The 16,324-nt window shown below is 65.1% G+C and carries 13 protein-coding genes and 2 pseudogenes; 5 read left to right on the top strand and 10 right to left on the bottom strand.

Features of this window, described 5'->3' with window-relative positions:
• The 6 genes from Mschef_RS15950 to Mschef_RS15925 form a co-directional block, all read right to left on the bottom strand.
• A complete protein-coding gene (locus Mschef_RS15950; protein ID WP_081130214.1) occupies window positions 1-1,206 on the bottom strand; it encodes an XRE family transcriptional regulator in 1,206 nt (401 codons plus the stop codon).
• The gene (locus tag Mschef_RS15945; RefSeq protein ID WP_081130213.1) at window positions 1,203-1,853 is read right to left on the bottom strand and encodes an alpha/beta hydrolase; all 651 of its coding nucleotides are present in this window, start codon (window positions 1,851-1,853) and stop codon (window positions 1,203-1,205) included. Before Mschef_RS15945 ends, Mschef_RS15950 begins: the two co-directional genes overlap by 4 nt.
• Before the next feature lie 145 nt (window positions 1,854-1,998).
• Entirely contained in the window at window positions 1,999-3,333 is a 1,335-nt protein-coding gene (locus Mschef_RS15940; RefSeq protein ID WP_081130212.1) for a hypothetical protein, read from the bottom strand.
• Window positions 3,333-3,797 carry a Mov34/MPN/PAD-1 family protein gene (locus Mschef_RS15935; protein WP_168708848.1) on the bottom strand — a complete coding sequence of 155 codons (465 nt, stop codon included), beginning with the start codon at window positions 3,795-3,797 and terminating at the stop codon, window positions 3,333-3,335. The genes Mschef_RS15940 and Mschef_RS15935 overlap by 1 nt, the downstream gene beginning before the upstream one ends.
• A gap of 10 nt (window positions 3,798-3,807) precedes the next feature.
• Window positions 3,808-4,287, bottom strand: a complete 480-nt coding sequence (locus Mschef_RS15930; protein WP_081130210.1) for a DUF7665 family protein — start codon at window positions 4,285-4,287, stop codon at window positions 3,808-3,810.
• A gap of 4 nt (window positions 4,288-4,291) precedes the next feature.
• The gene (locus Mschef_RS15925) at window positions 4,292-4,798 is read right to left on the bottom strand and encodes a hypothetical protein (protein WP_136256282.1); all 507 of its coding nucleotides are present in this window, start codon (window positions 4,796-4,798) and stop codon (window positions 4,292-4,294) included.
• A gap of 182 nt (window positions 4,799-4,980) precedes the next feature.
• On the opposite strand from Mschef_RS15925, the gene Mschef_RS15920 reads away from it, so the two are divergent.
• Together Mschef_RS15920 and Mschef_RS15915 are read left to right on the top strand one after the other, a co-directional pair.
• Window positions 4,981-5,367 carry a helix-turn-helix domain-containing protein gene (locus Mschef_RS15920; protein ID WP_081130208.1) on the top strand — a complete coding sequence of 129 codons (387 nt, stop codon included), beginning with the start codon at window positions 4,981-4,983 and terminating at the stop codon, window positions 5,365-5,367.
• On the top strand, window positions 5,367-6,239 hold the full coding sequence (locus tag Mschef_RS15915) for an ImmA/IrrE family metallo-endopeptidase (protein ID WP_168708847.1): 873 nt from the start codon (window positions 5,367-5,369) through the stop codon (window positions 6,237-6,239). The genes Mschef_RS15920 and Mschef_RS15915 overlap by 1 nt, the downstream gene beginning before the upstream one ends.
• Before the next feature lie 42 nt (window positions 6,240-6,281).
• Here the strand turns inward: Mschef_RS15915 and Mschef_RS15910 are convergent.
• Window positions 6,282-7,205: pseudogene (locus tag Mschef_RS15910) on the bottom strand (IS630 family transposase); the annotation flags it as partial.
• A gap of 215 nt (window positions 7,206-7,420) precedes the next feature.
• Window positions 7,421-8,584, bottom strand: a pseudogene (locus tag Mschef_RS15905) (IS4 family transposase); the annotation flags it as partial.
• 188 nt (window positions 8,585-8,772) lie between these two features.
• On the opposite strand from Mschef_RS15905, the gene Mschef_RS15900 reads away from it, so the two are divergent.
• The 3 genes from Mschef_RS15900 to Mschef_RS15890 all read left to right on the top strand — a co-directional run bounded on the left by Mschef_RS15900 (window position 8,773) and on the right by Mschef_RS15890 (window position 12,544).
• The gene (locus Mschef_RS15900; protein WP_081130206.1) at window positions 8,773-9,855 is read left to right on the top strand and encodes a sensor histidine kinase; all 1,083 of its coding nucleotides are present in this window, start codon (window positions 8,773-8,775) and stop codon (window positions 9,853-9,855) included.
• Window positions 9,848-10,639: a LytR/AlgR family response regulator transcription factor gene (locus Mschef_RS15895; RefSeq protein WP_081130205.1), complete on the top strand. Its 792-nt coding sequence runs from the start codon at window positions 9,848-9,850 to the stop codon at window positions 10,637-10,639. The genes Mschef_RS15900 and Mschef_RS15895 overlap by 8 nt, the downstream gene beginning before the upstream one ends.
• A gap of 66 nt (window positions 10,640-10,705) precedes the next feature.
• Window positions 10,706-12,544: an FAD-binding oxidoreductase gene (locus tag Mschef_RS15890; RefSeq protein ID WP_081130204.1), complete on the top strand. Its 1,839-nt coding sequence runs from the start codon at window positions 10,706-10,708 to the stop codon at window positions 12,542-12,544.
• Window positions 12,545-12,792: 248 nt separating this feature from the next.
• On the opposite strand, the gene Mschef_RS15885 is transcribed toward Mschef_RS15890, so the two are convergent.
• The gene (locus Mschef_RS15885) at window positions 12,793-14,901 is read right to left on the bottom strand and encodes a glycoside hydrolase family 13 protein (protein ID WP_081130203.1); all 2,109 of its coding nucleotides are present in this window, start codon (window positions 14,899-14,901) and stop codon (window positions 12,793-12,795) included.
• A gap of 834 nt (window positions 14,902-15,735) precedes the next feature.
• A complete protein-coding gene (locus Mschef_RS15880; RefSeq protein ID WP_136256281.1) occupies window positions 15,736-16,137 on the bottom strand; it encodes a hypothetical protein in 402 nt (133 codons plus the stop codon).
• Window positions 16,138-16,324 lie beyond the last annotated feature (187 nt).

The raw sequence follows: 16,324 nt of genomic DNA, 5'->3' as shown, positions 1-16,324 counted from the left end.
TCATCGCTTGAAGGTCGACGGGAAGGGTACGACGGTATTGCCAGCTGACGGGACCACCACGTCCGAGCTCGCGGGCCGCAGGCGCGCGAACTGCACCACGGTTCCCGTCTTGTGGAAGTAGCCTTCCGGCAGTCCCGCGAGCTTTTCGATGTCGTGCGCCGCCAAGCCGATATGGCGCGGAATCGCCTCGCGCGGCATCACGTTCTCATCAACCAGTAACTCGATCGTTCGATGCAGCAGGCGCGGTTGCTCCGGCGCACGATCTCCGTCGCCCGGTTCGGCCTTGGCTCCCCACCGCGCCGAGCGCCGCTTGAACAACAACTGGGCGGCGTCCTCGTCCAGAATCTTCAACGTGCGCAGACGCATCACCATGGCGGCCACGGACACGCCCCAACGCCACTTGAGCAGCAGCAGATCGTCCAGCGTCACCGGCGTGCGTACTTCGCTGCTGAAGGTTTCCGCCGGTAGCAAGAAGGCGCCTGCGAACCGGTGTGCCTGCACCTCCAACTGCTTGTAGCGCTCACGTTCGGTCGGGCGGGCGATGTGTCGGTGCAAAATCAGATGGCCCAGCTCATGGGCCAGATCAAAGCGACTGCGATAGCCGTTGTCCTTGTCAGACGACAGCAAGACTAGTGGGCGACCCAAGGCCTCGCTCCAGGCCGACAGGCCTTCGATCTGGGAAATGCCGGTCTCTTCCCGGATCAGTACGACGCCGGCACCCTCGATAGCCAAGGCCAGATCCTGGACAGCCGTGCGCCCCAGACGCCACAGCTCGCGGCATTCGGCCGCGGCAACTTCGATTTCGTCGGAGGTGATCTGGTCGGGGTCGACGAACGTGCGCACCGGCAGGTTCACCGCCGGATAGTCGACGAACTCTGACAACGCCAGCGCCACGTCCTGCGCCCACTCCATGCGCGCCTCGAGCATGGCCCGCGCTGCCACATGCGCAGAGGCATTGCTGCGGAAAAACGGCAGCAACACCTTCGACGACGGCGCACGCGTAAACCACTCGGGGGTCACGTTCACCACGCTCGCCAGACGTTCGAGCGCGTCACGCTCGGGCGCTTGGTTACCGGCGCGCCACTTGCTGACCGTCGCCGGCGACACGCCAACCAACCCGGCCAGCTGCAGTTGGCTCAGACGACGCGCCGCCAGCGCCTGGCTCAGGCGCTCGGCCTGGAAGCCCTGGACTCCCCCCCGGCTCATGCCTGCCCGCCGTCGCTCGCCGAGTCCCTGCCCTTCTTGAGCTTTGGCTTGGCCAGATCGAGCTGCGACTCGCTCACGATCGGCTCGTAGCGCTGCAGGAAGACCGACAGCGGCTCGCGGAACAACCACCCGCGCATCTCATCGTCGGGCACCGCGATGTTGATCGACACCGGCCCGTGCGGGTGCACGCGCACCGACCCCGAGAAACAGGCGACGAAGAACACCACGGCGTTCGACGGCCGCGAGTACTGCTCGAACAAGGAGGGCTGCAGCAGCGGCACCAGCGCCTTGTTGACCAGCGACATCTGTCGGCGGGTATGGCTGCGCCGACCGTTGATCCAAAAGCCCGTTGGGATGTTGAAGCGGCCCACGGTGAAGATGCCTGCGCGGCCAGTAATGATGTCATTGCCGCGGATCGGGCTCGGCCGCGCGTCCGCGGCCTGGAGCGCTTTGTGGAAGGCCTCGTTCATTTCGAAGTGGCGCTGTTGTCCAAGCACGTGCGCCAAGTGGCCGTCAGCCATCATGCGCGATGAGTCGTAGGCGCGCAGGGCACCCATGTTGAAGGCGTCCTCGACACCCATCACCAGTTCCCGTGGGAGGTCGTGCACCAGCAGCGCGGGGATGGAATCCTTGGACAATGGCGTCATGGCAACTCCCGGGTTCGATTTCGCTTACTGGGATATTGACACCATTTAATTTCGTTTAAAAGGGGTCCCGGTGACTTTCTCGCACACGGTCTGACACGGCGGCCGGCTGCGGCGTGGAGAGCCTGGCGCCTTGTGCGAGGCTCGCTCAGGCGCCCGAATGGGGTTCGGCTCGGGCCGCTGGCAGGTAGGGCACGTTAATCAGGTCATTGGCGATACCGGGACGGCCGTAGGCCTCGAGGTCGCCCGGTGAAGCCAACTTGAGCTTGAGGTCGGTGACGTGCTCGCCCCCATGCAAATCACGCAGCGCCTGTGCCCAAGCGAAAGTGGCGGCCACGGCCCCCACGAAGGGCACGCCGACGGCGCGTTCGGCCAGACGGACACGGCCGCATCGATCGGCAGACAAGGCGGCGTATGCCGGGTTGTCCTCGGCCAGCCGCTCCGCCGCCGGGCTGGCGGCGACGTCCAAAGGCCATAGGTCGGCTGCAGACCGCGGATTGGGGAAAGCGCGCACGGCGATCGTATCGAAATTGCTGGCAGTGGCGCCCAGCCCAGCGTCCACCAGGCGACCCCCGGCCTCCGCCAGGATGTGCCGTGCCCGGTTGCGATCGACGCCACTTAGGATTAGCTGCGGCTCTTCCGGCTCCAACCGGACACCGGTCCCCAACCGGCGCTCGATGATCCGCGTCTGGATCCCGCGAGCCTCCAGCCATGCCGACACGATGCGGGTCTTGTAGTCGCCCAGACGATTGCGCTCGCTGAGCACGCCCGTCTCCAGATTGGCATCGACCAGCTTGTCGTCGTCGGCCAGCCACAGCTCCGGCGCGGGCCCCGGAGCCAAGGGCAGCCACGCATAGCCCCACGCATAAGCTTGGCCAAGATGACCCAGCCCCACGAGCCAGGCGCGCGACGGCAAGTACGCCAAAGCGGGCCCCGGGTCCGCGTGTCGCTTGCCCGGCTGCCACAACGACAGCGTCACGCCCCGATGCGTGGCCTCGGCGGCGACGCCGGCGAAATGCAGAAAGGTCTCCGAGACAGCCAGCGCGCCGGCCAAGACGCCCGCGAGCGGGTTGCCCTCGTGTTCGGCTAAGCGGCTGTCCCTGCCGGGCGCAACCTGAGCGGTCCAGCCGTCGAAACTGACCTGCAGGGCCTGCGGCCCGCACGTCGTCGTGCCCAGGGCGATCATGTAGCGCGCCGAGGTCGTCGCCAGCGCTGAAGCCGGCAACCCGGCCGGACTCGCCGCGGCCTGCAGTGCCTGGCGTACCTCAGGAGACGCCAGCAAGGTCACGGCGCCGGGATAGCAGCGGGCTGCCATGCGCAACACCGTCGCTGCGGCTGCCTGCAACGTGCGCGAGTGCGCCACCTCGGGTCCGCAAACCAGGTCGACCCGGCACGCCGTGCGACGTTGCTGGGCGTCTTCCACCGAGACCTGCTGGGTATCGATGAGCAACTTGTCGATCCGCGAGAACGAATCCACGTCCATCAGGGCCACCAACTCAGGCGCAACAGGTCCTGCGGCGTTACGTGACTGCGCCACCCGTTTTCCAGGTACTCATGGACGCCGACGCCATCAAGACGCCAGCGAGTGGTGTGGGCGAAATTCGGAACAATCAGCGCAATGTGACCGTCGACGGGAACCATCGGGTGGCGCCGGTCCAGCGTGCTCTGGCGGGTGTCCGGTCCCGGATGGGTATGCACGTCAGCCACCACGTCCAGCTGTCGTGCGCGGCATTGCGCCCACAACGCCTTCAGGCCCCGCGAGTGCAACGTCACGTAGCCATCGTCGAGCGCGCTGGGATCCAGTTCGTCGTAGCAACAGAAATCGCGCACGCTAGCCCGCGGACCTTGGCGGACGCCCAGCAGGAAGGCACCGCTTTCGCGGCGCTCCTGGCCGCGGCGGTGCAGCTCACCGATCAGGCGGCGCCAGATCCAGCGCGAGATCGTCAATTGCGGTTGATCAGACACCGACGTACTCCTCGGATTGGAACAAGGCGTGGAATTCGGCCAGCCAGTGCGTCACGGTGTGCGCGGGCGTCCATCGCTTGCGCGGGTTGTTCGTCGCCCAGTCCGTATGGCTGGAGGTGGCGTGTCGATCGAACGGGTGGTAGAACGCTCGGCCCCCTTCCCAGTCCACCCGCATCACTTTCGCGAAGCGGCTATTGGCTTGGCCCTTGGGTCGTTTCGTCAGAGGCGTCGGCTCCCAGGTATCCGGATCTACGACGTTCCCGGTCGGCGGCTGGTTGGGGTAACCCGCGAAATCCAGCCGGACGTAGAAGCGGTCCGGGGCATTGGGTTGCTCGGGGGCGGCAATCCATAGCAGCACCTGCGGCCATACGACGCGTTTATCGACCACGTGCCCCCACCACCCTTCCGCGGCCCCGGAGGTGAACTCCGGGGCTTGCAGGTGCGACATCAAAATCTGCTGCGCCGGTTCCATGGCCCTACCCCTGCGGCGTGACTTCTTTACTGAAGTCGAAGCAGGCCGAGCAGGTGTGGTCGCGGACGAACTCGGCCAGGCGCTGCTGCAGTCCGGCGTCGACGTCGGAGCCGCACAGCTGCAGCACGAAGTCGCCGGCGGCCGGCCCGGTCAGGCCGAAGATCTTCTGCGCCCAGCGCCGGACCCGTCGGATAGGCGCGGTGGGCGAGAACGTCTCCTGCTCGGTCCGGCTCTGGTAGTTCACGCTGACCTGGATGCGGCGGCAACGCTGGCAGTGCAAGTGTCCGTGGCGCTTCAGTCCCGCGCCACCCACCGTCAGCCCGGGTGCGAGCGGCTCGGCGTCGACGCCTTCCTCCTCGTCGTCGGCGCCGACGATCATGTGGACGTCCGCGTCGAGCGCGACCCCCTCTCGCCACAGTACCGCCTCGAGCAGATCGTCGTCCCGGGCCTCGACCAGCCGCGGCGGCTGGTGGCCCACATGGATGAAAAAATCAATGGAATCAGCGCTCATCTGAGTATCCTCATCGTCGTTGTCAGTCAATGAAGCCTGTGCAATACTGCGTAGCCTGAACCAGACACCACACCACCAAAACTGTATGAGCCCAATAGAAGCCATTTTAAGCCCATTCCTTTGCGACTGTGGTCTAGTTCAGACAACAGTACGCCTACCAAAATTCAGCGTCAAGCCCCGTCGTGGCTGAGTCGGCATTTGGTGCCGTGCTGCGCACCTTGCGCGAGCGACGCGAACTTTCATTGCGGGATCTGGCCGCGCTGGCTGAAGTCGATCACGCCTACATCTCAAAAATTGAGCGTGGCGATAAAGAACCGCCTCCCGAAGAGACTTTTCTTCGCCTGAGCCGGCATCTCAAACCCAGCCCCCACGAGCTGGCCCTCCTCAAGTTCCTGCGCGCAAACAACGCCGTCGAACCCGCCTTGGCGATGGAGGCTTTTGGGGATGCGGAAGTGACACCGGACATTATGGCGATCGCCGTGTCGGTCGTGCATCGCAGTTCGGGCCGGCCCACGCCTGCGGAATGGCTGAATCGGGCCAAACGAGCCAAGCGCGCTATGGAGGAGTAATGGACGAGTTCGAGGCCGAGCTACGGGCGCGGAAGTTTGTGCAGGAGATCGGTGTCTCCACGCTACCCGTGGATTTGGGCCTGTACGTCGCCCGGGTCGGTGCCAAGGTGCTGCTTGAGGATCTCGAACCGGACGAAGCCGGCTACACGATGACCACGCCGAAGGGCCCGATCATCACATTGAACGCACAAGATCGCGCCGCGCGCCGGCGGTTCACGCAATGTCACGAGATCGCGCATGTGGTGCTAGGCCTGCCCTCGCAACATGGGCACGCCCCCGAATGGAGTTATGCGCGGCGACCGCCGGCGGAAATTTGCTGCGACGTATTCGCCGCTGAAGTGCTCTTGCCATACCGGTTATTCCTGGCCAGGGCCGCGAGTTTGCCCTTGACGTTCGCGACCGTGCATCAGCTGGCCAGTGACTGCTTTGCGTCGCGGGAAGCGGTGGCCTCGCGACTGGTGGCTACGAATCGATTACCCTGCGCCTATGTGCTCGGCGAAAACGGACACGTCCGCCACGCCATCCGTTCTTCCGCCCTGCGCGCCGTCAACGGCTACATCCCGACCGGCACACTGTTGCCGCCTGGCTCGGCTGCGCACACCCTGCGATCCACGCGCGAAGGCGACGGCACCCTGACGAGTGCAGGAGATGTGTGGTTCGACGGTTGGCGCGATGTGGAACTGGAAGAGTCCAGCATCTTCCTGCCCGAGTACGACCAGACCCTGACCTTGCTCCATTGCACTGACCAGGACGAGCTGGAATACCTGCCCAACCACGCAGGGCGGAGTGAGGAGCCGGAGGATCCCGACGACGAGTTATTGGCACCGCTCGACGGCCACCCCACGTTCGGCTCGCGGCGCCGGAAGCGCTAACGGTCGCGGAGCGCAGGGGATGGCCGAGCAGCGCTACAAACCCTTCACCATGTTCAGCCACGACGCTGAAGTCGGCGTGAAATGCATATTGAAGCGCGGGTTCTTGGCCAGCCATTCCTGCACCACCGGGTGCTTGTGGGTGGCGTCCCACGGGGACTTCCTTCGGTCGTAGTTGTCAGCGATCAGGTGCAGCGTCTTGTCCTTGGGCGTCTCGCGGTCGATCTTCTTCAGGAACTTCAGCCACTGTGCGTGCGTGTGGCGCTGCTGGCACTGGCCGATGACTTGCCCGTCCAGCACATTGAGTGCGGCGAACAGCGTGGTCGTGCCGTTGCGCTTGTCCCAAAGGGACTCACTTCGGTCGTAGTCGTGCGTCATCGTCTGTGCGCGCCCCTTTTTCAGCGGCAGTCCGGGCTGGGTGCGATCCAGCGCCTGCACCTGGCTCTTCTCGTCGCAACACAGCACCAGCGCGTGCTCGGGCGGGGACATGTACAGACCGACGATGTCTTCGAGTTTCTCGGCGAACTTCGGGTCGCGCGAGACCTTGAAGCCGCGGACGATGTGTGGCTTCAGGCCGTTGGCCTGCCAGTGGCGCATCACGGTGCTGGGGCTGACCTCCAGAACCGCAGCCATCTTGCGCGTGCTCCAGTGCGTGGCTGCTGCGGGCGCGCTCTGCGTGGTCAATTCCACCAACCGGGCCACGTCCACCTTCACCGCCGGCGCGCCGCGCGGCAGGTCGCGTTCGATGCCTTGCAGTCCAGACTCCAGGTAGCGCTCGCGCCAGCGCGCAACTTGCACGCGGCCGATGCCAAGTTGTTTGGCGATCTCCTTGTTCTGAAGACCCTGCGCAGCCAGCAGCACAATATGCGCACGCTGCGCCAGCCTGACGCTGGTGCGCTTGGAACGCGCCAGTCTGGCCAGCTCGCTATGTTGTTCGTCCGTCAACTCGATTCCCGGGGCAACTCGCAATTCCTCTCTCCAATGCAAACCAAATGCAGAGCATTGGAGATCGGTAGCGCAATTAAGTTCCATCAAGAGTCAAACACTACACTAGCAACCTGACGAAATCGACCGATCCCACACTTAAAATCCGGATACCGAATTTTTGGTGGTGGTATCTGAGCATACTGGGTGGCGGGATTCGGGCATTCTGGATGGCGGAAAACGTGCAGCGCACGCAATATGTTGAACAAATTCAATTGGCTAGCGCTTGTAGGCAGATCGATTGCAGTGTCGTCGGCCTGCAAGGCGCATGAAATCTCGGTTTTCTCGAAGACCGAGACCGACAGGATCTGTAGACAAGTGTAGAGCGAGGCATCGAGTTGAAGCTCCTTCTTGACGATGGCGATCAGCACGTAAGTGGCCACGGCGCACCAGACCTGCGTCTTGACGGCGTTCTCGCTGTTGCCGAGGAACTTCTTGATGCGCAGGTGCTGCTTGATCCACTTGAAGAACAGTTCCACTTGCCAGCGGCTCTTGTAGAGCGCGGCAATCGTCAGCGCCGGCAATGCCGTGTTGTTGGTCAGAAAGATCAGCGTCTTGCCGGACTCGGGGTCTTTGAATCGGACGCGCCGCAAATGCTCGGGATACTTCCTGGCCGAGTAGTAGCCGTTGAGCATCACCTGCTGGTCGCTGATGACGCCGGTGCTGCGGTCGGTGGGGGCGGAGTACACGCGCCGCGCATCCATGGGCGACTTGGCTCGCGTGACGAAGAAGGCGCCGGCCTGGTGCAGGGTATAGAGCCGCGCGAAATCGACATGGCCGCGGTCCATCACGTAGAACGCGCCGGGCTCGAAGGCCAGCATGTCCAGCACGTTCACGTCGTGCAGCTTGCCATCGCTGATGTGGATGAAGGCGGGGATCGCACCGCGCAGGTCCAGCAGCGTGTGCAGCTTGATGGCCGCCTTGGTCGAGCGGAACGGCGCCCACTCGAACAAGCTCAGGCACAGATCGATGGTGCTGGAATCCAGCGCATAGACCGTGTTGTCCAAATCGACGCCGAGCGAATCGTTCGCGTACAGCTTGCGCGCGCGCCGGATCAGCAAGGCCGCGAGGTCCGACCAGATTCGCCAGTCGCGCGACGCGTTGGCGTCGGCCAGCGTGGAGCGTTTGACCGCCGAGCGAAATCCCATCGCGTAGAGCTTGCTGGCATTGGCCGACAGGCTGGCCTCGATGTCGCGCAGACTCTCGCGCCAGGTGAGTTGAGCGAAGGCCATGGCGCGGAACTGCTCGGCACACGACAGCGTGCGCACGCCCGAGTTGCCACCATGGCGCTGCACGATGCGCGCGAAGCTGGTCCACGGCACGAACTCCATGATCTGCGCGAACAGGGTCTTTCCAACATTCACGGCAACTCCTCGGCGATGTCCATCCCGAGAAACTACCTACTTTTTGAGAACCAGGATTCAAATCGGCACCAAATGAAATCGGCCGCAAACCCGCGCCATTACTTGCTCTCAGGCTCGTCATGGCTCATCTAACCGGACAGTAGTGAATCAATCAATTGCCGGAAAATTTGTCGCACTCGGGGGACCGATTGAAGCGTCTGTCTGACATCAGGATCCATTGGCGGTTACTGGAATATGCGCTCTACCTCACCGGTTGGCTGCTGCTGGGCCTGTGGCTGGGCATCAACAGCGCCCTGGGTCATCGCGGCGACGTGCCGCCGCTGCCGCTGTGGCAGCCGCTGACCTGGGAGCTGAGCAGCACGCTGACGATCGGCGCGCTGGCGCTGCTGGTGTTCCGCTTCGATGCGCGCTTTCCCTTTGGCGGCGGGCGCACGCTGCGCCATCTGCCGCTGCATGCGCTGGCCGCAATGACGTTCTCCATGCTTCACGTGGCTGCGATGGTCGGTCTGCGCAAGATCGTCTATGCGCTGGCCGGCACGCTCTACAACTTCGGCGGCGTGGCGCCGCTGTTCTACGAGTTCCAGAAGGACGTGATCACCTACGCGGTGATCATCGGTGCGTGTGTCTGGCTGCGCACGCGCCGCAAGCACCATCAGCGCGAGCTGGACGCACAGCGTCTGGCGCGCGAGCTGAGCGAGGCGCGGCTGACGCAACTGAGCGCGCAGGTCGAGCCGCACTTCATGTTCAACGCGCTCAACACCATCGCCAGCCGCATGCATGACGACGTGGACGCCGCGGATCGTCTGCTGGTGGCGCTGGCCGACCTGCTGCGTGCGGTGCTGGCCGGCGCGCAGAACCCGCATGCGCGGGTGCGCGACGAACTGGCCTGGCTGCGCAGCTACTGCGCGCTGATGAGCGAGCGCCAGCCCGGCCGCCTGCAGGTACGCATCGACGCCGATCCCGTGGCGTTGATGGCACGCATGCCGCGCCTGCTGCTGCAGCCCCTGGTCGAGAACGCGTTCCGCCACGGCCTCGCCGACGGACGCGGCACGTTGAGCGTGACCCTGCGCGGCGCGGCCGGCGAACTGCACTGTGCGGTCAGTGACGACGGTGCGGGCTACCGCGCCGGGCGCGAGGGCATTGGACTGGCCAATGTGCGCGAGCGGCTGCGGCTGCTCTACGGCGAGCGCGCTGCGCTGGAGATCACTGTGCAATCCGAGGGCGGCACCCTGGTTGCGGTAAAGCTGCCGCTGGAGCCGGCCGATGCTTGAGGTCGCCCTTGTCGAGGACGAGGCCCCGGCACGCGCGCGGCTGAAGCGTCTGCTGGCCGCGCATGTCGATGTGCGCATCGTCGGCGAGGCCGAGGACGTGGCCAGCGCGCTGGCGCTGCTGCGCGCGACGCGCCCGGCGCTGGTGTTCCTCGACGTGCAACTGGGTCGCGATGACGCCTTCGCGCTGCTGCGCCGCCTGCCCGAACCGCAACCGCTGATCGTGTTCGCCACCGCCTATCACGAGCATGCCCTGCGCGCCTTCGAGGTGGCCGCGATCGATTACCTGCTCAAGCCCTTCGACGGCGAACGCCTGGCGCGTGCCTTGGCCCGGGTTCGTGCCCGCCTGACCGAAGCGGATGCATGGCCGGCCGACGAGGACGTGCGGCGCCTGCGCGCGGCATGGTCGCCCGCCGCCCCGCCGCCGCGGCTGGTGGTGCAGGATCGCGGCCGGCGCATCGTGGTGCCGCTGGCTGAATTGCTGCGCGTGGCGACCTGCGGCAATTACGTCGAGCTGCATACCGCCGAACGCCGTTACCTGCTGCGCACGCCGCTGGCGCGGCTGGCCCAGCACCTCGATCCGGCGCAGTTCCTGCGCGTGCATCGCGGCCATCTGCTGCGCGCCGACCAGATCGTCAGCGTCACCCCGCGCGCCCACGGCGACGCCGAGCTGCACCTGCGCGACGGCAGCACCCTGCTGCTCAGCCGACGCTACCGCGACGCACTGCCCGCCGATCTGCGCGGCGTCATCCCGCTCGCGTCAGCCTCGGTCCCGCCCGTCACATAAGGCTTGCGCGCGCGCGGCGCGATGGCAGTCTGGGGGCATCGCTCGCACGCTGCTCCGGGAGGACTCATGGATCGTCGCCGTTTTTTGCAGGGCGCCGCTGCTGCTTCGCTGCTGCCGCTGCTCGGTTCGCGCCTGCTCGCGCCCGCATGGGCTGGATCACAGACGGCCGCGCTGCGCTCGCACGTGCGTCCTGGCGATCGCGGCTGGCCAACAGCGGCACAGTGGGAAGAACTGCGGCAAGCCGTCGGCGGCCGGCTCATCGAGGTGCACGTGCCCTCAGCGCTGCAGACCTGCCTCAAGGCCCCCGGCAGCGCGGCGTGCCAGGCGGTGTTTGCCGAACTGCGCAATCCGTTCTACGTCGGCGACCAGCCGGGGCTGACGCAGAGCTCGGGTTGGTACCGCGCATGGACTTCGCGACCCAGCGTCTATGCAGTGACTGCAAACGGCGCCGCTGACGTGGTCGCGGCGGTCGATTTCGCGCGCAAACACAATTTGCGGCTGGTGGTCAAAGGCGGCGGTCACAGTTACCAAGGCACCTCCGATGCAGCGGATTCGCTACTGGTGTGGACGCGACACATGAACGCCATCACCCTGCATGACGCCTTCGTCGGCCATGGCTGCGAGGGGCGGCAGGCACCGCAGCCGGCGGTCTCGGTGGCGGCGGGGGCGATGTGGGCCGACGCCTATCACGCCGTCACCACGCAGGCGGGCCGTTATGTGCAGGGCGGCGGCTGCACCACGGTCGGCGTCGCTGGACTGGTGCAGAGCGGCGGCTTCGGCAGCTTCTCGAAAAACTACGGCACCGCCGCGGCCGGACTGCTGGAAGCCGAGATCGTCACCGCCGATGGCGCGGTGCGCATCGCCAACGCCTGCACGAACCCCGACCTGTTCTGGGGAATCAAGGGCGGTGGCGGTGGCAGTCTCGGCGTGGTGACCCGGCTGACCCTGCGCACGCGCGAGCTGCCGGAGCAATTCGGCGGCGCTAGCGCCAAGATCAAGGCGACATCCGCGACGGCTTTTCGCGCGCTGATCGGCCGCTTCGTGGATTTCTACGCGGAGCATCTACTCAATCCGCACTGGGGCGAGCAGATCAAACTCGATCCGGACCATACGCTCCACATCTCGATGGTCTCGCAAGGGCTCGACAGCGCGCAAGCACAGGCGGTGTGGCAACCGTTCTTCGACTGGGTGGTGCAATCGCCGCACGACTATGCGCTGGTCGAAGTGCCGAGCATCGGCAGCGGACCGGCGCGGCACTGGTGGGATGTCGCTTGGCGCGAGCAGCACTCGCCGGGTTCGATGATCGCCGACCCGCGTCCCGGCGCGCCGCCCTGGCATGCCTGGTGGCCCGGTGACGGTGGTCAGGTGGGCGTGTATTGGCATGCTTTCGAATCGGCGTGGTTGCCGGCCAGCTTGCTCGACTCGGCGCATCGCCGACAGCTCTGCGAGGCATTGTTTAGCGCGAGCAGTCACTGGCAGGTACAACTGCACTGCAACAAGGGGCTGGCCGGCGCGCCGGCCGCCGAGATCGCGGCGGCGCGTGACACCGTGACGAATCCGGCCGTGCTGAGCGCCTTTGCACTGGCGATCATCGCCGCCGGCGGGCCGCCGCCTTTGCCAGGCAATCCTTTTCATGCGCCGGCAGACAGCGCGGTGCGCGAGCAGGCTGCCAAGGTCACCGCGTCGATGGATGCGCTACGCCGTATCGCTCCGCACGCGGGCGCCTACGTTGCCGAGAGCAATTATTTCGACACCGACTGGCAACACGCCTACTGGGGCTCGAACTATTCGCGGCTGGCGGCGGTGAAACGCAAGTACGATCCCGACGGGCTGTTCTTCGTGCATCACGGCGTCGGCAGCGAAGGCTGGAGCGATGATGGCTTCACTCGATTGCGGAAGACATGAACCAGTGCCCCAGTCTTGGGCCGTCACATCGCATCGCAGAACCGCCACACCGTCGCATACCTGTTGGTGCGCGCCAAGAATTGTTTCATGCGGCGCGAGGCAAATATTGGTTCAGCAGGTTTACTGGTTCGCACTGTTTGCGGGCCGCCAACACCATTGCTTGCATCGAGCTCCACGGCGCCACGGCCAAATCGCCCGGGCGGGGCGCCGACGCGATCGACGCCCCCGCCACCGGCAGCACTTCACCGTTACTGGGCCAGGATGGCGCCATAGTGTCCGTCGATGGTCACATTGACGTACCCCCTGCCGCCGTTGTTTTGGACCGTGTACTGAGTGCCGGAAATGAGATCGGTGACGGTCGAGCCGATGGCGTCGCCCGCCAGCCAGACCGGTACCGCCACGTTGGACTGGGTGCTGCTGGTGTCGTTGAGCACCACCACGAGTCGATGATTCTGATCGACGCGTGCGAAGGCGTATATCCCAGTGGTGCCGTACAGGTCGCCGATCATGTCGGGGACCAGCGGTATGAACGAGCCCGTGCGCAGCTCGGGATACTGCGTACGGAGGCTGATCAGCTTCTGAGTGAGCGCGACTCCGGCGTTGGCGGTGGTGGCATCCGCCCAATCGAACGTGCGGCGGTTCTCCGGGTCGTTCCCGCCCATCATGCCGTACTCGTCGCCGTAGTAGATCATCGGGGTGCCGACGTACGTGAACTGCATGATCAGTCCCTCGTAAGTCCCCCAGCCGTTGGTCGCGGAGCAGCGCTGGGCGAAGCGCTCCGTATCGTGCGTGCCGAGCTCGTTGGTCATGACCTCCTGCACGTTCCACGGTAGATCGGCACGGGTGTCCCACAGCCAGGTGGCGTACTGGGCCGTGTCGATGGAAGCGGAGTTGCCCTTCTCGTCCTCGCCGCAGATCCACTCGGAGAGCGGCTGCGTGAAGCCGTTGTAATTCATGGCACTGTCCCACTCGGTGCCGTCATCCAGCCACGCCGATGCATCGCCCCAATACTCGCCGAGGATCTCCGCGTTGGGATTGACGGACTTCACCGCCGTGCGCAACTCCTGCATGATCTGGTGATTGGTGGCGTCGCTGCCGCTGTTGCCGCCGGCGTCGAGGTACTGGGCCGCATCCAGACGCCAGCCGTCGATGGCGTAAGGCGGCAGCAGATAGGTCTGCACGACCGAATTGCTGCACGCATAGATCTGGCAGCGCACGGCGGACCCGCTGGCGCCATAGTCGAGCTTGGGCATGCTGGGGATGCCATTGGGGGCTATGCCCAGGAAGTCGTAGTAATTCGTCGGCCAGGTCTGGAACGTGTAATAGTCATAATAGGGGCTGGACTGCGACTGGTACGCGCCCGTCACGCTGCAGGTCTCGTTACCGTAGGTGGACTTCCCGAACCAGCAGTTCGTGTCGCCGGTGTGGTTGAACACCCCGTCTAGGATGAGGTAGCCCTCGGGCCCGTTGTTGTTGCTGTGGATGGCGGAGATCAGATTCTCCAGATCGGTGCTAGTGCCGAACGCCGGATCGACCGTGTAATAATCCGCCGTGTCGTACTTGTGATTGGTCGGCGACTCGAAGATCGGATTGAGGTAGATGATGTTGGCGCCGAGCGTCTGCTTGATGTAGGACAGCTTGTCCTGGATGCCGACCAGATCTCCGCCGAAGAATACCTCGCTGTTGCAGCCGCTGACGTTCGCCTCGACGCTGGTGTAGCCGCTGCTCCAGCTGTGCTGCTCCGTTTCGCAGCCGCCGTAGCTGTACTGGCCGCTGGTGACATCGTTGCCCGGATCGCCGTCGTAGAAGCGGTCGGGAAAGATCTGGTATCCCACGCCGTTCTTCATCCAGTCCGGCGTCGTGAAGCCCGGGATGATGTAGAAGTTGTCCGCACTCGCGGCTGCCGGCTCGGTGGAGCTGACGCCGGCGGCGTTGTACCACGCGGTGGCGGTGCCGTCGTTGATCTGGAACCAGTATTGCAGCTCCGAGCTGCCCACGTCGCTGATCGTGCCCTGCCAGTAGTCGAACTGGCCGGTCGGATCGGTCGACGCCCAGCTCATCGGAACCCAAGTGGTCGTGCCGGTCGAGGCATCGTAGTACACGACGTTGGCGCTGGTGATGTCGTGGTAGCAGACGCGCAGGGTCAGAGTGACGGACGCGTTGGGCGCGGGCTGCGGATTGCTGTCGAACATCGGACCCTGGTCGTGGAATATCTCACGCCAATGGACGACGTTGTTGTTCCCGCAGGCCAGCGCCCGGCCGCTGGCGCCGAGCAGCGCCCCGGCCAGCAGAATGAGTATGAACAAAGATGCCCAGTGCCAAGGCCGGGTGCTGTGATGGTCGTGTTGACGGTTCATCGCTATTTCCCCTCAATGTCGGTTGGCCATCGGCTCTCCCTCCCGGTCATCATGGTCGGGCACGCACCGCTCTGCGGCGGCTCAGCTCCGGATTAACCGGATGTCGTCCTTAGTCTTATGCGCGCGGAACCGCCTGCGCACCCCCAGGCGCCGCCACGATGCCGGCATGCTAAATCCGCGACGCGGCACCCGGCGCAGGCTGCATACGTATTCTTTGTGCGCTGGATCGCATCCGGTTTCACGGCAGAGATCCAGCACCACCGCGTCGCCATCGACCGCAAGACGGGCCGGCGCAGGGCGACCTGCTCGAGAGCCACAAGCTTCCCCACCCTCTCGGCTGTCGTGTCATGGGCTTTTGTAGGGCCGGAACAATCACGCGCGGCGGTGCGGTTTCCCCACGAGGCGCATCGACTGCCGCTGCTCCGGTCCTGTGCCTGCGTGGGGCCGGCGCGATCGGCGTGACTGGAATCCCAAGCGCTTCCATCGGGTGTAGCGGGCGCTGCGGCTGAACCTGCGCGGCCGGCCCAGCGGGCCTGCCCAAACGGCCGCGCACTTCACTGCGCCATCGCCACCCGCGAAGGGCACGCCTGGATGCGACTCGGCAAGCTTGCGCGCCGCACGATCAAAACCATCGGCACCCGAGCTCGCCGGTTTCCGTGATCGCATTGCATCCGCGCTGATGGATCTCCCGGGCGATCGTCAGATCCGACCGACTCGATCCAAGACGAGTGGTCGCGGGCAGCAAGGCGGCCGACAAGCACACGGCAGCTTGGGCCCAAGCGCCTCGCGATGCCATCGCCAAGCGGGCGAAGGCAATCACGTGTGCTCACCGTGTCATATGCCGTCGCTTTTGACTCCCCCTGCTGTGGAGTCGGCTCGATGGCCGGCGCGAGTTCCAGCCAGATCCAGCGCCCCGTCATCCATGCCCAGTCGGGCGGGTACCCATCGCTGACGCAATGGGTTCCACAACGAGCCTTGGCGATTGGCCGCGCTCACGTTGACACGCAGCGCCTTGGGCAAGGTGGAGTCATCGTCATGGCTGGTGGAGCCGTCACACGCCACGATCACTCCCGTGCGGACTTGTCGCTCCAGCAGATGTTCGATGGCAAAGTCCACGTAGAGCGGCACGATGTTGCAATCGAGCACATCCAGCACGATCGTGGCCTTGGATGTCGCGCCGCGGTCTACCGCCTCGATCAGCGTCGCCAGCATGCTGCCCAACGCCTGGATATCCATGGATGCCAGATCCCGCATGCGTGGGCAAGCAATGCGATAGACCGTACCCGCGGCACTCGGCGCGGACAGCGTCTCGACGTTGAACCCACCTTCGGTACTCGAACCATTCACGGTCATGCGACACCTCATTCACCCCGAGACCGATGCCCGTCTCGCCGGGCATCCGCAGTGGCGCGAAGCATATGCG

It is taken from the genome of Metallibacterium scheffleri, from assembly GCF_002077135.1.
Taxonomy (GTDB): Bacteria; Pseudomonadota; Gammaproteobacteria; order Xanthomonadales; family Rhodanobacteraceae; genus Metallibacterium; species Metallibacterium scheffleri.
The sequence above is the reverse complement of the archived record's forward strand: the minus strand, read 5'-3'. Positions and strand labels throughout refer to the sequence as shown.

Bases quoted from the DNA above. Each gene is read 5' to 3' on its own strand.
- Mschef_RS15950 (WP_081130214.1), bottom strand. From the start codon at position 1,206: ATGAGCCGGGGGGGAGTCCAGGGCTTCCAGGCCGAGCGCCTGAGCCAG.
- Mschef_RS15945 (WP_081130213.1), bottom strand. From the start codon at position 1,853: ATGACGCCATTGTCCAAGGATTCCATCCCCGCGCTGCTGGTGCACGAC.
- Mschef_RS15940 (WP_081130212.1), bottom strand. From the start codon at position 3,333: ATGGACGTGGATTCGTTCTCGCGGATCGACAAGTTGCTCATCGATACC.
- Mschef_RS15930 (WP_081130210.1), bottom strand. From the start codon at position 4,287: ATGGAACCGGCGCAGCAGATTTTGATGTCGCACCTGCAAGCCCCGGAG.
- Mschef_RS15925 (WP_136256282.1), bottom strand. From the start codon at position 4,798: ATGAGCGCTGATTCCATTGATTTTTTCATCCATGTGGGCCACCAGCCG.
- Mschef_RS15915 (WP_168708847.1), top strand. From the start codon at position 5,367: ATGGACGAGTTCGAGGCCGAGCTACGGGCGCGGAAGTTTGTGCAGGAG.
- Mschef_RS15895 (WP_081130205.1), top strand. From the start codon at position 9,848: ATGCTTGAGGTCGCCCTTGTCGAGGACGAGGCCCCGGCACGCGCGCGG.
- Mschef_RS15890 (WP_081130204.1), top strand. From the start codon at position 10,706: ATGGATCGTCGCCGTTTTTTGCAGGGCGCCGCTGCTGCTTCGCTGCTG.
- Mschef_RS15885 (WP_081130203.1), bottom strand. From the start codon at position 14,901: ATGAACCGTCAACACGACCATCACAGCACCCGGCCTTGGCACTGGGCA.
- Mschef_RS15880 (WP_136256281.1), bottom strand. From the start codon at position 16,137: ATGGATATCCAGGCGTTGGGCAGCATGCTGGCGACGCTGATCGAGGCG.